The following is a 20,015-nucleotide window of genomic DNA, read 5'->3' as shown; positions in this document are numbered from 1 at the left end:
TTCACTTCTGCATCGAGGCGGCTTGCGCCATGGCCAGGCCGAGTTGATAGGCGGAGTCAAACCAGACGCTATCGAACTGGCGAGCGTTTCTGAGGCTGAACAGGCGTGCCGGGTCGGCTTGCCATTGCCGTCCACGGCCGGCATAAGTATCGAAGGCGGCCATGAAGGGCAGTATGACCGTGGCTAGCTTGAAGTCGTTGGCAGGGAGCTTGCAGCAGCGGAGGAGCATTTGCCCGTGGGGCGTTTTCAGGAAGGCTCCGATATCCGTATTGCCGCTGCCGGTGTATTGATGGGTTTCGGCAGGGTTGCGCCGGAACATCTGCTGCATGGCCGAGTTCTTGCCATCAAACAGGTGCGACTGCCAGGAGGCGGTGAGCATCGCTGGGTTTTTCAGGAAGAACCCCACATCCGGGCTTTGCAGATCGAAGGAGTGGTGCAGGCCCTGATCGAAGATGAAGCGCAGCGCGGGCTGCCAGCGGGACAGGAACTGGCTCTTGCTCTGGATGTCGGTGCGGATCAGCGACAGCAGGCGGGGATTGTCGGCGGCCAGCCGCTGGCGCAGTGTCGCAAAGGTGTCGAACCAGTGCTCCGGGGCAATCAGCAGCCACTCAAAGGGCAGCTCGCAGGGCAGGCGCTCGGCCAGGCGGCTGGAGAAATTGTCCAGCAGCAGGGTGGCCATGGCCAGCGCCTGCGGCTCGCGGATCAGTGCCTGGCAGATATCCAGGCTGGCCAGTGGCAGGTGGTGCAGCCGGTCCAGCAGCAGCTCCAGCGTCTGCCAGTCGTCAGCCTGCGGGTCTGCGGCCATGGTGCGCAGCGCGGCCCTGAGCAGGCGCATGCGTTCTTCGCCATCGCCTTCGCAGAGCGCCTCACGCAGCGGGGTCAGGGGCTTTGACAGTCTGCTCGCGGTCGGCGGCACAACGGTCGGCCGGCTGTGCAGCGTGGAGTCATCGGGGGTGTACAGCAGCCAGGGACCGACGGCATCGGTCGGCAGGCTGACCAGCCAGTTGCCGGTGAACACCTGCTCGGAGAAATGCAGCGGCAGGCTGACCGGGTCATGTTCCGGCTCGGCCAGCGGCAGGCCCAAGATCAGATCCTCGGCCTGTGGCTGCTCAAGTAGGAGATCACGACCACCATCGCTCAGGGATGCCATCTCTCTTTGGCTGTGCAGGCGGATGCGCGTCGAGTAGCGGCCCACCTGCAGGCGGGCGTGGGTCTGGTGGGCGTGGACCAGCTCCAGCTGCACGGCATGATCGAGCCCCGGGTGGCAGGACATCATCTGCTGGATCGCCGGGATCAGCTCGAACAGGCGGATTTCGCGGATCCCGGTGTAGCGAATTTCCTGCGACAGGGTGGAGCGTGAGTCGGTGCCGCTGGAGGTCAGGCGAATCTGCCAGTTTTCGGCGCCCTGTGCCGACATCATCACCGCGCGGCAGCCGATCAGCTCCTCGAGGGTCAGGGCTTGATTCGGTTTGAGAAGGGTTTCGTTGCGCAGCAGCGTGACACCATAGCCCGGGAAGGGCAGCGTGAGCCTCTGCTCGCCGTCGGGCCACTGCAGGCAGAGCGGAACCGTGGTGGCCGGCCGGCTGCTGGTGCTCTTCAGACGGAGGGTCAGGCCTGTCCCGTCATGGCGGCGCTCCAGCGCGATCTGTTCGCTCTCGCAGCGCACGGGCACATCAGGCCAGAGGTGAAGGCGAATGCTGCCCTCAAGGGTGCTGGCGCCCGGAACGTAGGTGATGGACGCCTCCTCCGGGAGGAGCATGGCGCGGATGTTCAGTAGGCGATGGCCATCCTTGCGCCAGATCAGCCGGCACAACCCCGGCGTCTGGGCCAGGGCGAGCGGTAGCTCCTTGCCTTGCGTGCGGACAAACAGCTCATGGGCGGGCGCATAGCCGGAGAAGCCTGTCCCCTGCTCGATGCGCAGCCGCGGCGTGCCGCGGAACAGCGGTCCCGGGACGGAGAGTGCCTCCAGTCTGTTCCCCTGCCAGTAGGCATCGGGATGGCGGGTAGCGCTGGCGCTGATGGTGACAACGAAGGGTTGTTGTCGATAGGTGAGCCGGGTAATGCCGGCGGGCAGCTCCAGTAGCATTTGCCCGTCGGCAAAGCAGTCATACAGCTCGCGAGCCTCGCCCTCTTCGGTATACACGACGGTTTTTGCCGGCATGGCCGCCAGTGCCGACTCGCCTTTGACCAGCGCATCGCCCTGGGCAAGCAGGCGGGCAAAGGGATAGGCACTCTCGAAGATCAGCGGCTCGTTAGGACTCAGGGCTTCGCCGCCCGGCAGGTCGGCGATGTGAAAGGTTGCGCCCCGGCGGCTGACGATCAACTGGGCTGCGTCGTGCAGATTGTGAATGGCCGGCAGTGGCCTGGCGATCAACTGATATTCATCGTCCCTGATCAGGGCTTCGCCAACCAGGTGCTCCTTCTCGCCGATACGCAGCAGTAGCTGGAAGTGTAGCGGCAGCGTATCCACGGCCATCCCCAGCGCCTCGGCAACCTGATCGCGCCTAGCCTGGGCCTGCATCGCAAAGGACAGCTCATATACGGGCATGGATCCATCGGAACTGAAGCGTAGGCCGCGCTGGATCTGGAAAGGAGGCCGCCGGGACTGCGGCGTGATGCTGATGACGCCTCTGACCAGCCCCTTGATCAGGCTCGCGGCGGCCTGGGAGTCGAGGGCGATGGGGAAGAGTTCTTCCCAGTGGGGGCATTCTTCCTGCAGCTTGGCGATCGGATCCTGGGCGCCCTGCAGGACATAGGTCTTGCGTATGTGCAGCACCGCCTTGACCAGATTGTCGAGCAGCTCGTAGACCGGCGCCTGCTGGTAGCAGGCGGGTAGGAGTTCGGCTTGGGCCTCGATGGCCTGACGTAGCTGCTCATCTTGCAGCTCGTAACGCAGTGCCTGTTCGGTGACCATGCGCAGCAGGCCGGACAGCCCGCCTTGTGCCGACTCGACCAGGCGCATGGGCAGGCCACCATTCACCGCGACCAAGCCAATGAAACGCTTACCTTCATTCTTGATGGCGGTCTGCAGACGCCATAGGTGGCGTCCGTCGATGACCAGTCTGCGGGTCTTATCGTAGGGTAACCCCTGCTGGCCGGCTGCCTCGCACAGTGGTCCCCAACGCCATGCTCCTCCCGGATATTCGCGCTTCCACCATTCGGCCGCAAAGAGTAGCCAGGCCTGAGCATATTTGGGGTGCGCGTGTTGCCCCACGTTGAGCCCATGCAAAAGCTGACGCAGTGTCTCGAATTCTTCTGATGAGGTCTTATAGGCGAATAGCGGGCGACTATCCGGTTCTTGCAGTCCACGCCTAGATAAAAAGTCTGAAATCCATTGGACAAACGGCACACATAATTCCTTTTTGTGAACGAGTGAGCTGCCTCAAAGGCTGTCCTTGGATCGTGTCTTTTTTTGATTGTAAAAACAAGTCGAAGGCTTTGCATGTAGCGTTGGGGCGGGGTCACGGGTCAATGAGCCAATTACCGGCTGGTGGAAATCAAAGGTGGTTTCCGATCATCCTCCAGTAGGCAGAACACTCGATTGATCAATCTCTTGCAGAAAACGGGACTAGCCAATGCTGACTGATCACGAACCGTTAAAATTGCCTCTGGGTCTTGGCGCGTACGACCTTCGATTCTGTCCTCCGGTCGACGCCGTGTCACGCACGTGGTTGGCAAGTCCTTGACCGCTGGGCAATCAATTCTTCTGGGCGACTTCGGAACTTGAAGCCGATGGCGAATTGTTGTTGCTGGAACGATTACTCAAACAGCAACGTCTGGAGCAAAAGGCGCTCGTATCGCTTCACGGGCTGGCGCAGCGGGTTCAAGGATTGGCTGAGCATGAGATTCTTGCTCTGTGTGGCACACCTGAAGGTCTGTGATACACCAGCTTTAAAGGGTGTAAACCAACATTATGGGGCTTTTCGCTTCAACGGGTCTCGGGGCTTGCCCTGAGGAGGTACGGTAGGCAAAGCAAGGGAGTGAAACGACTGCCGCTATGCCGGTTGTACGTAGGCCATTCATGGCGGGAGTACAAACCCTACCCTGTCCCAGTTGCTGCTCGCGTTAGCGTGACAACTGCGGGAACAGGTAAGGAGGATGCAAAGGCAGAGCGCTAGTAAGCATGAAGAGCATCTTTGAGAGGGTGGTGGGGGAAACCTGTTCGGCAATACTTTCGGTATCTCGGGAGTGTGCGGACTTTTGTAAATAATCAATGTCTCGATAAATTTCCTGAAGAAGCATTTCAAGATCATTGATGCAACGATCAAGTAGCAAGGGTGGAGGATCTTTAGCCAATCGGTAATGCGCAAATGGCTAGGTACAAGGTGTAGTGCAATATTGAATGGATAGTTGAAGAAAAATTGGCGGTCGGTATCTCGGCGGGCACCAAAAGACGAAGCGGACCGGGGTAAGGTATTTACCAAATGCGGTACACCATGAGTTTGCTCCGGGGAGCTCAAGATTGTGCCCAGCTTGCTGCAGGGCTTTGCTTGCAGCTACGGCATGTGGTGAAAGCTCTAAAATAAGCTAAGGGTCCCGTACTGCCTGGAACACGCGTTTTTGAAAGTCAATATGCTTTTGACAGAGCGGCGGAGTAGTTGAACAATAGCTGCATGAAGCTAAGTCCCCAGGATATCGAGCCGTCTGAAGCCTTGCTGGCTGTCTTTCGTGAGATCAAGCATCACCAAGGCACCGGCAGGAAAAACTTCGTAATCCGCGTGCCTGTTGATTTGATCGAGTATCTGTTCGCCGGAGTTGGCGTGAAGTCAGGCATGTCCAAAATGAAGCTTGAACGTCAGCTTGCTGAGCTGAAAGTGTCCGGCTTCGGTGATGCTGATGGTCGAGTGCTGAGGCGCTACCTCAGCGGGCAATCGCGCATGGCTTGGGATACTTTCCAGCTTTTGGTGTTTTGGGCATTCACTAAAGGTTGGATTTCGGACTGGGTTTTTCGAGATCTCCTAATGCGTGCGCATGTGCGAGAGGCAGCCCAGCTCAGCGCCCGAAAGATAATCAACCGCCTGAAGCGACAGGTCTCGGCGAAGATCTTGAATGAGCATGACATCGTGCAGTGCTTTGATGAGGCTTATCTGCTCAAGCAGCGGGAGCGAGAGCAGGGACTAGTTAGCCGCCTCCGTGTCGATTCATCCAACCGCGAATTGGCCCGGATCCTAGGTTTGGAATCAGTCACGGACGAATGAAAGCAACCGTCATCCCGCGCTTCTCGTTTGAACGAGCTTACGACCTTAAGCGGTTGGCTGAGGGAGCGTTGTTCAGGTGCTCTGCTAAGTACAGCGTGAGGGCCATTGCGTTTTGTGGCTTTCTTGAGGCCGAGCGGTAATTTGCAGCTATCGCGTCAACGACCAACTGGGGCGCAAAGCTGAGCTTACCGCTGGTCATGGCTTTTACTATCCCCCTGTGTACATCAGTCTGGTATTCGGAAGGGATGCCCGACATATCCAGCTCACGGGAGCTCACGCTCGACGTTTCGGTTAGTGTTTTCGGTTGAGGTTTGTTGTTAGGGCGGGCGTTAGTAGATAGGGTATCGATACCGCATTGCTGTGGTATCGATACCTCTTCAGGTGCGCGTATGCGGTCTGATTGGAGCAAATCCTCAACCAGGCGCTGCTGATCGCCGGTCAGTCGCTCTTTGAAGTCATTTAGAAATTCACCAAGCCATTCGCCAGGTATACGGCGGATTTCACCGACCGCGCGGTCTCTCAGTCTCGGACCTGTTACTTGGCTTGCCGAATGATGGTCCCACCAAAGGCGCACCCAGATAACGAAGCGGCTGTGGTCATACCTGACAAGGTCTTCATCTTGCAGCCGATGGATAACCTGTAGCCATTGATCTGCGGTCCATCCGAGCTCTGCGCCCGCAATGCGCGGCACGAGCGGGTAGACACCAGTGATGTTGCTGTCAGGCGCGGTCAATAGGTGAAGCAATGCAACCTTATCTTCGGTCGTACAATTCATGAGACGTGGCGAGCGCCAGAAGTTCTGGTCTCTGATGGTTCTCTGTCTGCCCATGGTCACTGCTTCCCCGCATGCAAAAATTGAGGTTGGATGGAAGCATTGATCACTGACGCGCCTCTACTTGTGCCTTTTTCGTAGGTCTGCCCGTGCGCTTCGGCTGTGAAGGCACAACCTTCCTTGGAGGTTGGGGGCGAGTGCTCGTATCTCCAGTATGCATCCAGATCCTGAGGTCCCCAAGCCTCCATCTAAGCCTTGATAATCCATGTACCGGCTCAAGGCCAGGCAGCTTCCGCTGGCGTACGGTAAGTACGCTGAACCCGGTCAATGCGGCTACCTCTGTAACACCAACGAGAACGTCATCACCGAGTTTCTGTATTTTCTGAATGGTTTCGTAATCTACTGGCATCTGGTTATCTCTCAATTGATCTGAGAGATCAGTTTTCACTTGTTTAGATGCACCCAGCTAGGACAGTTTTTTAACGAGCTTTTAGAAAATTTTGGTACTACGACCAAGCTTTGCTTTAGGTGGGACTGAACTTACTGGTTAGGGCTTCATACCCAAATGACCTTGCCATCTCGAAGCCAAATTTGCGATTCACAAACATTTTTAGACACGGCCCAACAGGTCGTACACTACGTACGCGATCATTGAGCCGAAAACCACCCCAATGATGATGGTTAGCTGACGTACCTTAGCCTGGCTCTGGTCGAGGCGGGTACTGAACACCTCGGCCTGTTGGTGCAAGGCGCCAAGTAACTCGGCCTGTGTGGCGGAAAACGCCTCGCGCAGCTTTTGGCCGTCATGGTGGGTTTTAGCCATGGCCGATTGTGAGTGCTCGGCAGCGCTCTTCAGGGCGCCGAGCAGTGCTAGCTGCGCTGCCTGGGTACTTTTTTGCTGCTGTTCAAGGCGCTGGCTGATGCCGGCGACGGCAGTGTTTATGCTCGCGGTCTGCTCGGTATAGGCGGCGCTCGCATGGGTTTGCCACTGTGCCAACATGGCAGCCAAGCTTGCCTGCTGTTCGTGAAGATGCTCTTGCAGACTGGTTACGGTACCCGCCAGCGCCTGCGCTTGCTCAGAGAGGCTGGTGCGAAGAACTTCCAGCGTTTCTTCGTCCCGGTTTTTAGAGCTTCGCTCGTGTTTGTTCAGCACCTCGACAACACCGCTGACGACGGAGTTTTTCGTGTGTTCAATCTCTTCTTTGATGTCGGCAAGCTCATCCTTCAAGCCTCTGACCGACTCATCCAGCGGCTTTAGCGGCTCTTTTAAGATCCTGCCCATCAACTCCGCAAGGCTATTTTCTTTTTCCTGGGTTTGGTCGCTCACGATGGGTACTCTAAAACAGTGAATGTTGGAGGCTCAGACAGCCGCGGGTCCGCACACCTGCATGAGCTCAGCGTACTGATGGCGTAGCGCAACGCAGGACAACAGCCCCAGCAATGAATCGACCGGCTCGACATCGGCTAGCGCCGTGGTGTAGCGATGACAAAGCTCAGTGCCGTACTCGTCTTTCAAAAGCCCAACGTAGCGTTCGCAGCGCTCAAGGTCATCCTTGGAATCCTGAGCAATTCGTTCAAGCTCAGCGGCGTTTTCGGCGATGGCCTGGGTAATAACGCGATGTCGTTGCAGTGCGTGCTCAGCTTCCTGTTTGTGCGCATCGGCCTGGGCGTGAGCGGCGCTGGTGGCCTTAGTAAATGCACGGTCGGTATCCATAAGGGCTTCGAGCCACTGGTTTTTCCATAGGCTGGCCAACAGCTCTAGGGCCTCGGTGCCGGCCGCACGTACGTGCTTTCGGTCCTTCTGGTAATTGTCGGATGACAGGTAGGTGTCGAACCAATAGCCGTTGAGTACGCCGCGCACCTGCCCAAAGGCAGCTTCCAGCGCACTGTCGATGGCGCGCGCTGACGGTTCGTTGAACTGCTTGCGCACCTGCCGCCAAAAGTTGGGTGGGATACTGTCTGGTATAACTTCCAAGCGCAGGGCTGCCAGTACCCGGCGGTAGTCCCTGATCAACGTGTAAAGGGTTTCACGATCGTCCTCCACACTACCGGCCTTCGGCCAGTAGTGTTCTTCAAGGTCTTCCTGCAACGCCTCGGCCGCTGCGTCGATGGCCGCAATGCCTTGCTGGCATGGCTGTGTGCCCATGACGTCGCATATTTCCTTAAAATGCGTTGTAGATGATTCGCTCAGTGCTGCCCAACTTTTTACCTCGGTTTCCGATGCATCCCGGCGAGTGGCCAGCACATTGAGCGCGTGCTCAACCGCGCAGGTTTTCTGCTGTTGAATGTAGCGCACGCTAACGTGGGCCTGGAGCGTACTGAGCACGCGCCCCATGGGGGTAGTGTTGCTGCGGATCTGTGACAGTAGCTCATCGCGCAGTCCAGTAATGATCGGCGCCATGCGCGTGTGCAGCAGGGGGTCATCCTTGGCGGTGTTCTGCCAGCTATTGCCGAACTCAAGCGGGAAGAACAACCGCTTCTGCCGCGCCGCTTCGCTGAATGCGCCGAAACGTTGTGCCTCGTTTAACAGCCGTTGGCGTACCTGCGCCGTGCCGGCATCGGGGTGCTCGCGCAAAAAGTCCTTCGCCGATTTGGCAAAGTACGAGTAGGTGGTCACGATCCGAAACCGGTAGGGCATGGCCTGCCAGTCTTCGATGCCCGGCAGCGCAAGTTCGCCGGCACGCAAAAAGCTTAAGTCATCACCTCGTCCCACCAGCAGAATCAAGTCTGCGAATGGCAAGTAGGTTTTGGCCATCAGATGCACGTGCCGCTGCTCTTGCTCGTTGGACGGTTTGTCTCCTGGAAGGTCGAGCATGCGTACCCCCGGGCCTTTAGCATCGGCCACAAAGCAGCCCCTTGGGATGTGCACTACCCAAGGCGCAGTGCTGGTGTGCAACTTGCCGGCCTCCATGCGCGCGCGCAGACTGCCAAGTTCCTCAGCCATGGCCTGGTCACTGGCAAACCACTTAGGCTCACCCTGGCACCCCAGGCCCCACTGCTCGCTGGCAGAGCGGCAGTACTCCATGGTGGTGGCTGTCGCCGACTGGCCGGCTTCGCGACCACCGCGTAGCACTGTCGATACCCTGGTCATCTGCGCCGGGGCGACCCCCATAAGGTCGAGCAGCAGCGTAGTTTTGCCAACCTGGGTTTTGCCGAACACCACCACGTAAGGCTCAGCCTCAGCCTCCTTGACCTGCAAGCGCTGCTGCACCTGCGAGCTAAAGGTGCTCACCAGCCGAGCATAGGCGCGTAGGGCCCACTGCGGATCCTCTGCTCTCAGGCCATGCCAGTGCGCCAAGGCCAGGTTGGGCGCGCGTTCAGGCGACATCTCAAACATCGCGCCCGGCCGCAAGCACGTTCAGGCCGGTGGCCGAGGCATCGAGGTCATGGCGCAGGTCGCCGGCCAGTGATTTCACCGTTGTTAGCGCGCACGCTAGGCGATCCTTGAGCATCAAGGCTTCGTCCATCTTGTAGCGTGCGCGTACCGAGTCGACGATGCGCGCCCGGGCTACCGCCATAGTCTGATCGAATTGCACACGTAGGTGCTCGACATGGGCATCGTGAACCCCATGCAGCATGGTATGCGCCTGGGCGCTGGTGGCTTTCTCGAACGAACGTAGCCGCGTCACTGCAACCGTAGTCAGGTACGCCGCAGCAACGGCGGCAGTCGCTGCAATCGCCACCGGGTGCGGCGAAAGCGGTACTGTAGGCAGGGTGACGCCTGGGTCATCACTGGTGATCTGGGTGTTGCCAAGCAGGGTATTGAGGATGTCGGCCTTGCCATCGCTGGCCACATCCACCGCCATCACTGCTGCCAACGACTTGATAGCGGTTTTACCCAGCTCAACGCCTGCACCCAGGCTTTGCACACCATCCTCAACCAGATTGCCGGCCGGTACAGCATCGGCTGGCACTAGGCCGTCTTTGAGCCCTACCACCTCGGGTAACGCATAGACCAAGCGGGTGTATTCCAGCGAGAGCGCCGGGATCAGCTTCACACTTTTGCTCAGCGCCTTGCTGAACGGCTGCGAGACGACATTGCTATCCTGCACAGGGTCACTCAGCAGTTGCCGAACATCGTGGGTGGCGTCAGGCGTCAGCGCATTAAAACGCACCATTTCCCCAGAGCTATGCATATAGCCGACCTGCTTGAGCGCACGTGACGGCGCTGCCGTCAGCAATGGTTTTGCGACCCCTGCGGTAGGTGCTGTGGCGTCTCGGCCCAAGCGTTTGGCCGTCAGTTTTTCTAACTCCCGCGAATACTGGGTGAACAGTGGTGCGGCGCCATCAGCCCAGGCGCTGGTGACCAACGCCTTCATTTTTATCCTGGTTTCACTGGTGGTATCGAACACGTTCGATACCCAGTTCTTGAAACCTTCGTGGTCGGTCTTGAGAGCTTCGTCGAGTTTTTTGCTGGCACGGTCCAGCGCATGGCCCACCACTTCATTGACCTGTTTTAGGTGCTCTTCACGCAGGGCCTGCGCCGCATCGTCGAACTCGCTTAGTACAAGCTCCAGCACCCGCGCGCCTTCGGAACTGGTGTCATTGTTGAAGTACAACTGCGCCTTGCCACTGATCAGGCCGAGCACGCGCGTAAGGTCTTTGCCTAGCAACTCGGACAAGTCACTGATCTGCAGGTGGCGGTTGGCCTGCCCAGTGAAGTTGAGGTTGTACAGTGCGCGCTCAAACTGCTCTATCCACTGCTTAACGTATGCAGGGTCGTCCGTGCCGGTAAGGATGATGTGCGTCTCGGCACGCTCTGGCGCCACTTGAAACGTGGCTTGTGCAGTGTTGCGCAGTTGCTGGCGCTTGGCGTCGTCGCCCTGGCTGGCCTCGGTTTTGGTAACCACTACGTAGGGGTGCACACCGGCAAGCTCGCCTGCCAGCATGTCTTTGACGATCTCGACCTGCTGTTGGTTGGCCATGCGGGTTTCGTCAGTGACCACGATGCAGCCGCCGGCCGCGATCATGGCCTGGCGCATCAGCTCTTGCCAGGCGCGGTTTTCACGGTCCTGCCGCTCATATCCGGGCAGCAGCAGCCAGGCCTGGTTGTCACGGTTGAAGTAGCGCCGCGGCACCCGTAACACCGGCAGTAGGTCCTCAGCATTAGGGTCGCTGATTGCTTTTTGAAAGTCGGCCTCTTCAACCTGTACATCCTGCAGCGTGAAACCTGCTGCGCTCTCATTCTGCACCAGGCGACGCACGAAGCCTTGCACCTGCTTCACGCCGTCTTGTTCGAGGATTAACACGGGCATTTTCTCGCCGCGCCCCTCGTTGCCCTCAAGCCACTTTTGCTCGGCATCGAGCAAACCGTACAGACTGGCCATCAGTGTGGTTTTGCCCGCCCCTTGGGAGCCGCCCACCGCCACCACCCAGGTGTCGCCCATTACCTGAGCCAGTAGCAAACGGCGCATCACGGCCAACAGCTTGCTGTCAATGTCATCACTGTCCAAGACAGTGCAGGCGCCACGTAGATGGCGTAAGGCATTGTTCAGGTGTTCAAGCAGGGCTTCCGGGGACTGCAGGGTCACTGTGGTTTCCTCGTTCAATCATCAAGGCGCCGCAGCATTCGAGCTTCGGCACAAGCGCTGGCCAGTGGTCGCCTAAGCAATGCAAATGAATGTGCTTAGCGTGGCACTGCGGCGTAGCGGCATCAGGGCGTAGACGCTAGTCTCTATCGGCCCCCTATATAGATACTTGAGCATCACAGCCACATTCCGTCGCCCAAAAGTAAGCGTGAGGGAAATAGGCTTTGTGCAGGCTAGCCCGGCATCTACCGATGCGGCAGCGGTTGCCCAATCCCATTGACCTTCTAAGTCCGCAACCGCATCAGCAATCCCTTGAGTTACGCGTACGGATCATGCCTGTTCATGCGCGCCGACTGGATTAGGCTCATGATCGCCGCAGTTCGTCTGCCGCTGCGCAGCGATCCAGCTAAGAGCCAGTTCGACCGAGCGCCTACGCCCTGATCTGGTTGTTGGGTAGTCAGACGCGGTTACCCGCGTCCAATCCCCCAAAAACTATGCATGCTAGTTTCCCAGTACACGGCTCAAGCCTCTGCTAAGGCGCCATTAGGCACCGGTTAAACATCGTAAACATTGGCAAATTGCACATCTCTCGAGGGGCCAGAAATGGCGTCCACTTAAATTAGGGGGACACCATGGCCTTCGGCGTGTGGGTTGGGAAGGTGTGTTCTGCAGACGCATACGCGACGGCGTCCGCATTTTGGAACTCACCTATTACGCCAGCTTCGCCGCCAACTCTTCAGCCGTGATGTTGTAGTACCGCTTGAGCATGTTGACCTCACGGTGCCCAGTCACGCTAGCCAACTCGATGAGGTTCGGCAGTTTGGTGGCAAGCCGACAAGTAGCTTCATGCCGCAGGTCGTGAAAACGTAGGTCCAGCAGGAAATCCCCTTGGGGCACCACACCAGCTTGATCACAGTCTGCCAAGTATTTTGCCCGCGCACGCTCCAGACCTCTTACGAAAGCCTTTTTGAGAGCGTCTGTGGTGGTGGGGAAGACTCGACCGCACAGCGAGCGTTGTAGTCTTTTTAAAAGTTGGATGGCGTTCGGTGAGAGCGGAATTGTCCTCGGCAATCCATTCTTGGTCGCTGGCAAATGCGCGGTCCGGCGGTCCAGGTTCACATGCTTCCAGCGCAGCTCGAAAATTTCGCCACGGCGCATGGCTGTCTCGATCGCTATCTGGACAATGGGCCGTATCCAAGGATTGTGGGAGGCATCAGCATAGGTGCCGTCCGAACGGCGTTCGCACAGCTCCAACGCGCTGAGGATGTATTGCTCTTCAACCGGATCGAGCCGCCGCGAGCGTTCGTCGTTGTAGCGGGGGCGGCTAACCATCCGCACGGGGTTTTCTGCGAGATGAATACCCCATTCGCGGCGGGCGACCTCGATTACGCATTGGAACAAAGCCAGCTCACGCTTCACCGTGTTGCCCTTGCGAATCTTCAAGCGCTCGTCACGGTAGCGGGCAAAATCCGAGGAGGTGAGGGTGGCGACGATGCGCGTTGCCAACGGATGGCGCTTGAGCGCTTCGAGTCGTTTGATTTCCGAGTACGCGCCTTTGTGTTTCGGAGCGATCTCGGAGATGTAGCGATCAATGAGTTGATGAACGGCGGTGCGTTCAGCCTCAACGCGAGAGACAAAGATGCCCCGGTCGATTTCGCTTTCGATCATGCGTGCCCAGGCTTGGGCATCGGCTTTGGTTTCAAAGGTTTTGCGCTGGGCTGGATAGCCCTTACGGCGAATTTGCGCTTCCCACTGATACTCGCCGCGATTCCTGATTGTTGCCATTTCGACCATTCCCGCCACACTTGCGTGTGGCAAATTTGTGGCAAAAACGACTTTCAGGACTAGGACAGGTTTCTGTCAGAAGCGCTAAACCCTTGTGTCACAAGGGAAAGGACATGGCGCACTCGGCGGGATTCGAACCCACGACCCCTGCCTTCGGAGGGCGGTACTCTATCCAGCTAAGCTACTGGTGCGTATGTGTTGCGGCGGTCTATTTGAACATTAGCTGGCACCCTTCTCAACTCGACGAGTATTGCCTTCGGAGGGCAGTGCCCTATATAGCGTGGTAGTGGCGTGTATATGTCTAACCATTTAACGACCACTAGCGTTGAGATGAGACGCTAGGCGCTAAAATTTTATAGGTGTAGGGGTGAAGATTTTTTAGGCTGGGACAGTCAAAGACCATCCCAGTCAAAACTTCTAATCGACGATAGTCGCTTGAGCGTTGGCGCACCGGGAACTAGAGATCGCTCGGCGATATAGCGTGACCATCTCGTCTAGCAATTCCTGAGCGATGTTGCAGGCAACCTTTAGCCGCAGCTCGTCAGAATGACCGGAATCGCGCTCTGCCAGCTGAACTAGCAGGTCACCTAGCATCGAGGCACGAAGATCCGCATCGGCTTCGATAGACCGAGTGGAAAGGTCCATTTGGTTAAGCGCGATTGGCTTGCTAGGGAAAGGGATGACACAGGGCTTCTTCTCAGCCATGGCACACCTCCGTTGTAGAGGTATATGGCATGCAAGTAGCGCCGAGGCGGAGCTCGGGCTTAAAAGGAGATATAGGCATTTTAACTGCTCCTCGGACGATTAAGGAGCCGCCACCCGCCGTTGCTACACGGTAAGGGAGGCGGACCGTGCAGGGGTAGCAAACCGGCGTCCGAGGGAACCGGCCAGGCAAAAGCCTGCCCTACACGGCCCGCCATAGAATCATGAAGCCAATACGCGCACGTACGACTCCCTGACTATGGCGCTACCGCGCCTCGAACGCTTTAGGTTGCTACACCTAGTCATGGGATTGACCATGACCAGGCAAATCTACCTCGCTCAAATCGTGACCGCAACCGGTCACAAGCGTCCTTGGCTCTACCAAGCAATGATCGCGGCTCGTTAATTACGAGCGACATGCGGCAGGGTGAAGACCGTTTGGTGGTCAGGCCATCCAGACTGGTTCCAATCTTTGCCTTGCCAGACAGTCCTAGACTTTCTCCGCCGTGAAGCTAGGGGGCTCTCCCCACCTCTGACTCATCTATGTTGGTCTACAGCAGACCATTTGGTATGCAACAGAAATTCGGTAACGGGCCAAACCGGATTTATCCGGGACAGACCAGTTGGTGCCAAAGAGACTCGCCTGGCAGCCGAAAGGCCTTGGTAGGGGAGAGGAAATGGCAAGCTATTCCGCACACGAGCGCTACGCATCGACTGACTGGGTCACGACGCCAACCGCACTGCTGGTGGATCCGCGCCTGACGCCCTTGGAGCGCAACGGCTGGCAGGTCTTGCGCGTGCTGAGCGGCCCGGATGGTGTCAGTTCGCTTACGAGCCTGAGCCAGCTACGACGCTATCTCACCACCACGCCGTTAGGGCAGCGAGCGGGCTATGAGACGGCGCGACGTGTTCTGAAAGTGCTGCGCCTGACGGGTTGGATCACGCTGATCGGTGTGCAGCGTGACCCCATGACGGGCAAGGTGATGAGCGAGCGCTACAGGGTGCATGAGCGTGCCTTAGCGTTTGATCAGGCATGCACTGCCGACCAGACGCTTGCCCGTCTATTACAAGCGTGCCTGCACGAGGCTGGGCATCCGATCCAGCGGATCGCGCAGCATCTAAGTCAGGCGTTCACGCAGGGTGAGCGCAGTGAAGAGGCAGTGCCTATTGGAGCTTCTATCCCAAGCGAGTTTGGGAGCTCTATCTCCGGGGCGGTACCTGTGGAGTCCGGCTTAGGCCAAACCGGTCTGCCACAGACCAACAAAGTCCACGACGAACCAATTGGCCAATACAGTACGTACAGTAGTAAGACGTATAAAGTACGTACGTATCCTTCAGAGCTGGAAAACACGAAGGGCAATGCTCCGCTTCCATCCTGTCTCGCGGGAATTGATGAGGAGCAGTTGCAGGAGCTGCTGACGGCACTTGATGAATTGTCCTTGGAGCAGCGTCAGCAGGTGTTGGCAGAGCTCGACGCCAGACACCGTAGCGGCGGGGTACGCAACGTGGTGGCCTATGCTTTTGGCTTGATCAGACGAGCGCAGTCGGGAGGTTTCCGGCCTTATGCATTGCGGGACAGGCCGGCAGTGCAGACCGTGGCGAACAGAGACCTCGGCATGGGCCATCGTCCACGCTCGGCACATCGAGTAGTCCCCGCAAAGCGCTCAACGCCCGAAGTCGCTGAAAACCACATTGCGACGCTTCGCAAGATGCTCAACATGCCTGTCAGGGTGTCGCGTGTGCTAGACGACATCAAAGCTCGGTCCGAGCAGCGCGGCGAAGAAGCCAGTGGCGGTTAATCAAGATTTATCGAGCCACTCTGCGGGCTTGGACTGCTCATAGGCCCAGTGCGGAGGCGTTCGTAATGCTTTTGCTGCGGCGATGGATGATGACCATCTCATCCAACAGATCTTGCGCGGTCATCTTGATAATCGTGGCGCGAAGCGAGTCTGTTTCCAGGGTGCACGCGTCAAGCTGATCGAGTAGGTCCTTCAGTATGGAAAAGCGCAGCTCGATGTCATCTGAAAGGTCCGACAAGTCGCTTGCGAAGTAGCTGGCGTCGATACCTTTCTGCGGGAGCGGATAAATCCGCGTGTTCTTGGTGTGCGTCATGATGCGTATACCTCGATTTTCCTAACGTCCGTCTGGGGGTCGATTAATCGATCCTGTCCGGGCAGGTCGCTCAGCACTTCAGCCTGCACTCGCTGGCTTGGAGGTATCTCAGCGTTAGCAGCAGCCTTACAAGTGCTATTGCCCAAGGTGCCGAGCCAGCCATGTCTCTGGTGACCAAGAGGATTCAAGCCCTCTCACTAGCTGCCCATGAGCAGCTAGGCGAGCTTTAGCAAGACAACCCTATAGGTTGATATTCAACCTGAAATGTTCTTCATGTCAACAGGGTGTCGCTCGACCATTGAGGTTGAAGGGAGGGCGTCATGGCTGAGTACGATACGGCGGCATTGGCAGGTCTGGTGGGGCGAGCTATTGCTCGGCAGCGCATTCGCTGCGGGTTCACCCAAGAGCAGATCGCCGAACGATTGGGGATAGGCAACGAGGCGGTATCGCGCATCGAGCGCGGTTTGGTCATGCCTAACATCGAGCGCTTATTGTCCCTGGCGGAGGTATTCGGCTGTGAAGCAGCGGACCTGCTGACCGAGGCAAGTGCCCGTCCTCAGGATCAGGCCCGGCATCTCGAAACGCGCCTGGCTACCCTCAGTGCCGAGGATCGCCAACTGGTCATGGAGTTGCTTGAAAGTCTGATTCAGCGACTGGGACGCGGTTGAGCGAGCGACTAGGGTGCTTGATTCCCGCACCTTTAGGCTCTCAGGCAGGTGCCTGGGAAGGAGCAGTGCCGGCTCCTCCACGGGACCTGGCGTCTGTGCGCTTGAAGGAATAGCGGGCACAAAAAAGCCCTCGCGAGAGGGCTCCTTCACCGGCGACAGAGTTACACGAGCAGGTGGGCGAGATAGGCTACGCCAGCAGTAAAGGCCGCGCCGGTGAGTACGGGCACCGCGATCCACAGAGGATTGGCCTGACGCTTACGGTACCTGGCAGACTTCTCAAGGACCGCGTCAACCTCAGCGCGTGTGGCTTCGACCCGACGGCGTCTCGACTCATTTATGGCTTGTGCGTTCATGCGCTACTCCTTTGGAGGGCGGCGCCTCCGGGGCCTTATTCAAGGCCGATATAAGCGTGATCATAATACCTGTGATTACTGCTGCAAGCGTGGCCCATTTTCGAAATGAGTCGACGCGTAGCTCTGTGAGTTCGATGTTGAGCTTGTCGATCTCCAGCAGAGTCTTCTCCAGCGTCAGCTCAGCCTGGTACCGAGCAATTTGCTCCGCTTCGGCTGCGACATCAGCAGGCGACAGCTCGAGCCGCGGATCTCTAGGGTCTTCATCGAAATCGCCCGCAGATAGCCCTAATGGCGGCTCTTGTCTATTGGACATGCAGTACCCATCTTTAATTGGTGGAAAAAATACGCGGGGGCTATGCCACCTCTTACGATGGGCGGCAGCGCCCGGCCCACGGTGAGCATGCGCGGCGCGCCACCTACTCGCGCCGCGTTTCCACATCCGCCGGCCCTCAGACACGGTCGTCGGTCAAAGAACGTAGGTCCTGGCGGCTGTGGCTGATTTAGGTCCCGGCCGAACGACTCCGGGTCGGTGTCGACCTGCGCAAACCTAGTCGTCTTCCCGGCTTTCCTCGCTACGACCGCTTTCAACCGATGCTGGTGCCGCGAGGCCGTCAAGACAATGATGCCCAACTAATCCGGAGCTATCGTCACCATGGCCTCATACGCGTCCGGCTGTGCGTTTCCCACCCTCGGCGCCTAAGGGGCGCGCTAGCCCAACTGACCGGCACGTTCGCGCTCGAAGCCATAGAGCACAGCATCTGCGTCAACGCGGCGGAGTCGGCGACGTCGTCACCGACATCCTTAATGATGTGGTCGGCGACGGCCCGGGTTATCTAGCCCAGCACGGCGACGCCGAGCCCAGTGGCCGTGTTGCGCAGCCGTAGGAAACTGCCGAGATTGTCGCCTTGCTCACCTCGGACCGCGCAAGCTTCATGGTCGGCTCGGTGGTCATGGCCGATGGCGGCATGACTGTCACCGCCGGTTGATCAACCCATCACGCATACAGGAGACCCCTCATGGTCATGCTGACCCAGGTTGCCTTCTTCATCGCACTGTGCGGTGCAAATCTGTGGCGTCATCCGCGCTGAGCCTGCAGAAACACCGCGAACAGCTCCGACTGCGACTTGATGCCCAGCTTGCTGTAGACGCGCTTGCGGTGCACCTTCACGGTCTCAGCCGAAATGGCTAACTTGCGCGCCACCTCTTTGCTGGAGTACCCGCTGAGGACCAGACGCGCCACCTCCAGCTCGCGACCGGTCAGCGCCGTTTCCACTTGGCGTGCCATCCGCTCAAGGCGCTCCTGCCAAGGGGGAGCGGCTGTTGGCTCGCTGGGCTCCGGCTCGTAGCGCAGGCGCTGGCGCACCAACGCGGTAACCCAGGGCGCTACCAGAGAGAGCAGGGCTATCTGGTCAGGTTGGAAGCGCTGGCGTGAACCCAGTGACAGACACAGCGTTCTAGCACCGGGGAGGGCGACATTGAACTGGACCTCGTCAGCGACCACGTTGAGGCTGAAGTAGCGCTGGTAGTAGTCCGTTTGCTCGAAACAGTCCGGGGCAATTTCGCTCAAGCGCACGAGACCTTCCCGCTGGCTCTCGCGACTGGCGATGTAGAAGGGATCGAGCAGGTACAGGCCGTGCAGGTAGTCCTGAAAGAGCCGGTCCGGTGCACCGTCGTCGCTGGGACTTTCAGCCAACACCTGCGGGCGTCCCTCGCTAAAGATCAAGGCCACCCAACTGTCGTGATGTACGTACTGCGCCAGCGCGCGGGTCATGGCACGCCAAAAGTGCGGGCGTTCGAGCGCCTCGATGAGTTCGGCCACGGTCTGATGGAAGGCGATGTCGTGCAAGGTCATGGTCATCTGTCTACCCCTATGGGGTTACCCCGCGTGCGTAATTCCGCCTGTGTGGCTCCGCCTCCATACTCGACTCCGGACGGAGGGGTGTCCGCATTCTGTGTATGCCCCCCACCTGATGCAACACCAAGAACGGAGCCCCGTCATGCAAGTTGAACTCGCTCAGCTCACCGGTCGTGATGGTGATACGGCCCACAATCTCGCCCAGGCCCTGCAGGCTATCGCGGCGTGCAGGGCGGGCACTCGCCTGCTGGTGTTCCCTGAGACCTACCTGACGGGCTTTCCGACGCCAGAAAACGTTGCAGCCCTGGCTGAGCCTTTGAATGGCCCGAGCCTGACCGCCATCGGCAGGGCAGCGGCTGCGCGTGGGCTGGCTGTTGCCATCGGTTTTGCCGAAGACGACGGCGGCACGTTCTATAACACTACTGTGTTGATGGACGGGCAGGACATTGTGCTGGCCTACCGCAAGACGCACCTGTGGGCGTCGGATCGCGGCGTGTTCGCGCCGGGCGATCGCTACGCTACCGCGCTGCTGGACGGCGTACGGGTCGGCTTGCTGGTGTGCTTCGACATCGAGTTTCCGGAGAGCGCACGTGCCCTGGGCGAGCTCGGCGCAGAGCTGCTGATCGTCACTAACGGCAACATGGACCCCTACGGGCCGACGCACCGAACCGCGATCATGGCGCGGGCGATGGAGAACCAGGCTTATGCGGTCATGACCAACCGGGTCGGCGTAGGTGATGACGGCCTGGTATTCGCGGGCGGCAGTGCGGTGGTCGACCCCAACGGCAGCCTGCTGCTGGAGGCCGGTCGAGAGCCCTGCGCGCAGTCCATTACCTTGGACTTTCATCGCCTAGCTGAAGCCCGCCGTGACTACCGCTATCTGGAAGAGCGCCGCATGACGCTGCCAGGTACGCGTATCGACCATGCCAATGGCCTGCGTGAGCTACTGATCCCCTGACATTTCCTTTCTGAAGGGCGCCACAGACGCGCCCCTTGCGGCCTTGCCGCGCGCTTTTGCCGACTTCGGTCCTGCCATAACAAC

14 protein-coding genes, 1 tRNA gene and 1 pseudogene are annotated in these 20,015 nt (G+C 58.7%); 5 read left to right on the top strand and 11 right to left on the bottom strand.

The annotated features are described in order from the left end of the window. Window position 1 precedes the first annotated feature (1 nt). Window positions 2-3,349 carry an STY4851/ECs_5259 family protein gene (locus FHR73_RS09620; RefSeq protein WP_311629523.1) on the bottom strand — a complete coding sequence of 1,116 codons (3,348 nt, stop codon included), beginning with the start codon at window positions 3,347-3,349 and terminating at the stop codon, window positions 2-4. A 1,264-nt stretch (window positions 3,350-4,613) separates the two neighbouring features. Between FHR73_RS09620 and FHR73_RS09615 the strand changes: the two genes are divergently transcribed. Then, a complete protein-coding gene (locus FHR73_RS09615) occupies window positions 4,614-5,198 on the top strand; it encodes a hypothetical protein (protein WP_183630713.1) in 585 nt (194 codons plus the stop codon). Between the two features lie 37 nt (window positions 5,199-5,235). Here FHR73_RS09615 and FHR73_RS09610 read toward each other — a convergent pair whose 3' ends face one another. From FHR73_RS09610 to FHR73_RS09575, 7 genes are all read right to left on the bottom strand, one after another. Then, a complete protein-coding gene (locus FHR73_RS09610; protein ID WP_183630711.1) occupies window positions 5,236-6,027 on the bottom strand; it encodes a hypothetical protein in 792 nt (263 codons plus the stop codon). Window positions 6,028-6,580: 553 nt separating this feature from the next. After that, window positions 6,581-7,297, bottom strand: a complete 717-nt coding sequence (locus FHR73_RS09605; protein WP_183630709.1) for a hypothetical protein — start codon at window positions 7,295-7,297, stop codon at window positions 6,581-6,583. A 33-nt stretch (window positions 7,298-7,330) separates the two neighbouring features. Then, a complete protein-coding gene (locus tag FHR73_RS09600; RefSeq protein ID WP_183630707.1) occupies window positions 7,331-9,298 on the bottom strand; it encodes a hypothetical protein in 1,968 nt (655 codons plus the stop codon). 1 nt (window position 9,299) lies between these two features. Next, window positions 9,300-11,501, bottom strand: a complete 2,202-nt coding sequence (locus FHR73_RS09595) for a sugar kinase (RefSeq protein ID WP_183630705.1) — start codon at window positions 11,499-11,501, stop codon at window positions 9,300-9,302. A 708-nt stretch (window positions 11,502-12,209) separates the two neighbouring features. Next, complete coding sequence (locus FHR73_RS09585) at window positions 12,210-13,292, bottom strand: site-specific integrase (RefSeq protein WP_260175671.1); 1,083 nt, start codon at window positions 13,290-13,292, stop codon at window positions 12,210-12,212. Window positions 13,293-13,397: 105 nt separating this feature from the next. After that, a tRNA-Arg gene (locus FHR73_RS09580) sits at window positions 13,398-13,474 on the bottom strand. 226 nt (window positions 13,475-13,700) lie between these two features. Next, entirely contained in the window at window positions 13,701-13,988 is a 288-nt protein-coding gene (locus tag FHR73_RS09575; RefSeq protein ID WP_183631587.1) for a hypothetical protein, read from the bottom strand. Window positions 13,989-14,662: 674 nt separating this feature from the next. Here FHR73_RS09575 and FHR73_RS09570 point away from each other — a divergent pair. Then, window positions 14,663-15,784, top strand: coding sequence for an STY4528 family pathogenicity island replication protein (locus tag FHR73_RS09570; RefSeq protein WP_183630703.1), 1,122 nt, complete (start codon window positions 14,663-14,665; stop codon window positions 15,782-15,784). Window positions 15,785-15,821: 37 nt separating this feature from the next. Here the strand turns inward: FHR73_RS09570 and FHR73_RS09565 are convergent, their stop codons facing one another. Then, window positions 15,822-16,097 carry a hypothetical protein gene (locus FHR73_RS09565; RefSeq protein WP_115946085.1) on the bottom strand — a complete coding sequence of 92 codons (276 nt, stop codon included), beginning with the start codon at window positions 16,095-16,097 and terminating at the stop codon, window positions 15,822-15,824. Between the two features lie 320 nt (window positions 16,098-16,417). On the opposite strand from FHR73_RS09565, the gene FHR73_RS09560 reads away from it, so the two are divergent. After that, window positions 16,418-16,765 (top strand): helix-turn-helix domain-containing protein, encoded by a 348-nt coding sequence (locus tag FHR73_RS09560; protein ID WP_007159148.1) that lies wholly within the window; start codon window positions 16,418-16,420, stop codon window positions 16,763-16,765. 330 nt (window positions 16,766-17,095) lie between these two features. Here FHR73_RS09560 and FHR73_RS09555 read toward each other — a convergent pair whose 3' ends face one another. Further along, window positions 17,096-17,431, bottom strand: coding sequence for a hypothetical protein (locus tag FHR73_RS09555; protein WP_160922928.1), 336 nt, complete (start codon window positions 17,429-17,431; stop codon window positions 17,096-17,098). Between the two features lie 258 nt (window positions 17,432-17,689). On the opposite strand from FHR73_RS09555, the pseudogene FHR73_RS22555 reads away from it, so the two are divergent. After that, a pseudogene (locus tag FHR73_RS22555) lies at window positions 17,690-18,104 on the top strand (SDR family oxidoreductase); the annotation flags it as partial. Window positions 18,105-18,193: 89 nt separating this feature from the next. Here FHR73_RS22555 and FHR73_RS09550 read toward each other — a convergent pair. After that, window positions 18,194-18,976, bottom strand: a complete 783-nt coding sequence (locus FHR73_RS09550; RefSeq protein WP_183630701.1) for a LuxR C-terminal-related transcriptional regulator — start codon at window positions 18,974-18,976, stop codon at window positions 18,194-18,196. A gap of 139 nt (window positions 18,977-19,115) precedes the next feature. On the opposite strand from FHR73_RS09550, the gene FHR73_RS09545 reads away from it, so the two are divergent. Continuing rightward, window positions 19,116-19,931, top strand: coding sequence for a carbon-nitrogen hydrolase family protein (locus FHR73_RS09545; RefSeq protein WP_183630699.1), 816 nt, complete (start codon window positions 19,116-19,118; stop codon window positions 19,929-19,931). Window positions 19,932-20,015: the final 84 nt, after the last annotated feature.

It is taken from the genome of Pseudomonas sp. AS2.8 (genome assembly GCF_014190935.1).
Classification (GTDB): Bacteria; Pseudomonadota; Gammaproteobacteria; order Pseudomonadales; family Pseudomonadaceae; genus Chryseomonas.
The sequence above is the reverse complement of the archived record's forward strand: the minus strand, read 5'-3'. Positions and strand labels throughout refer to the sequence as shown.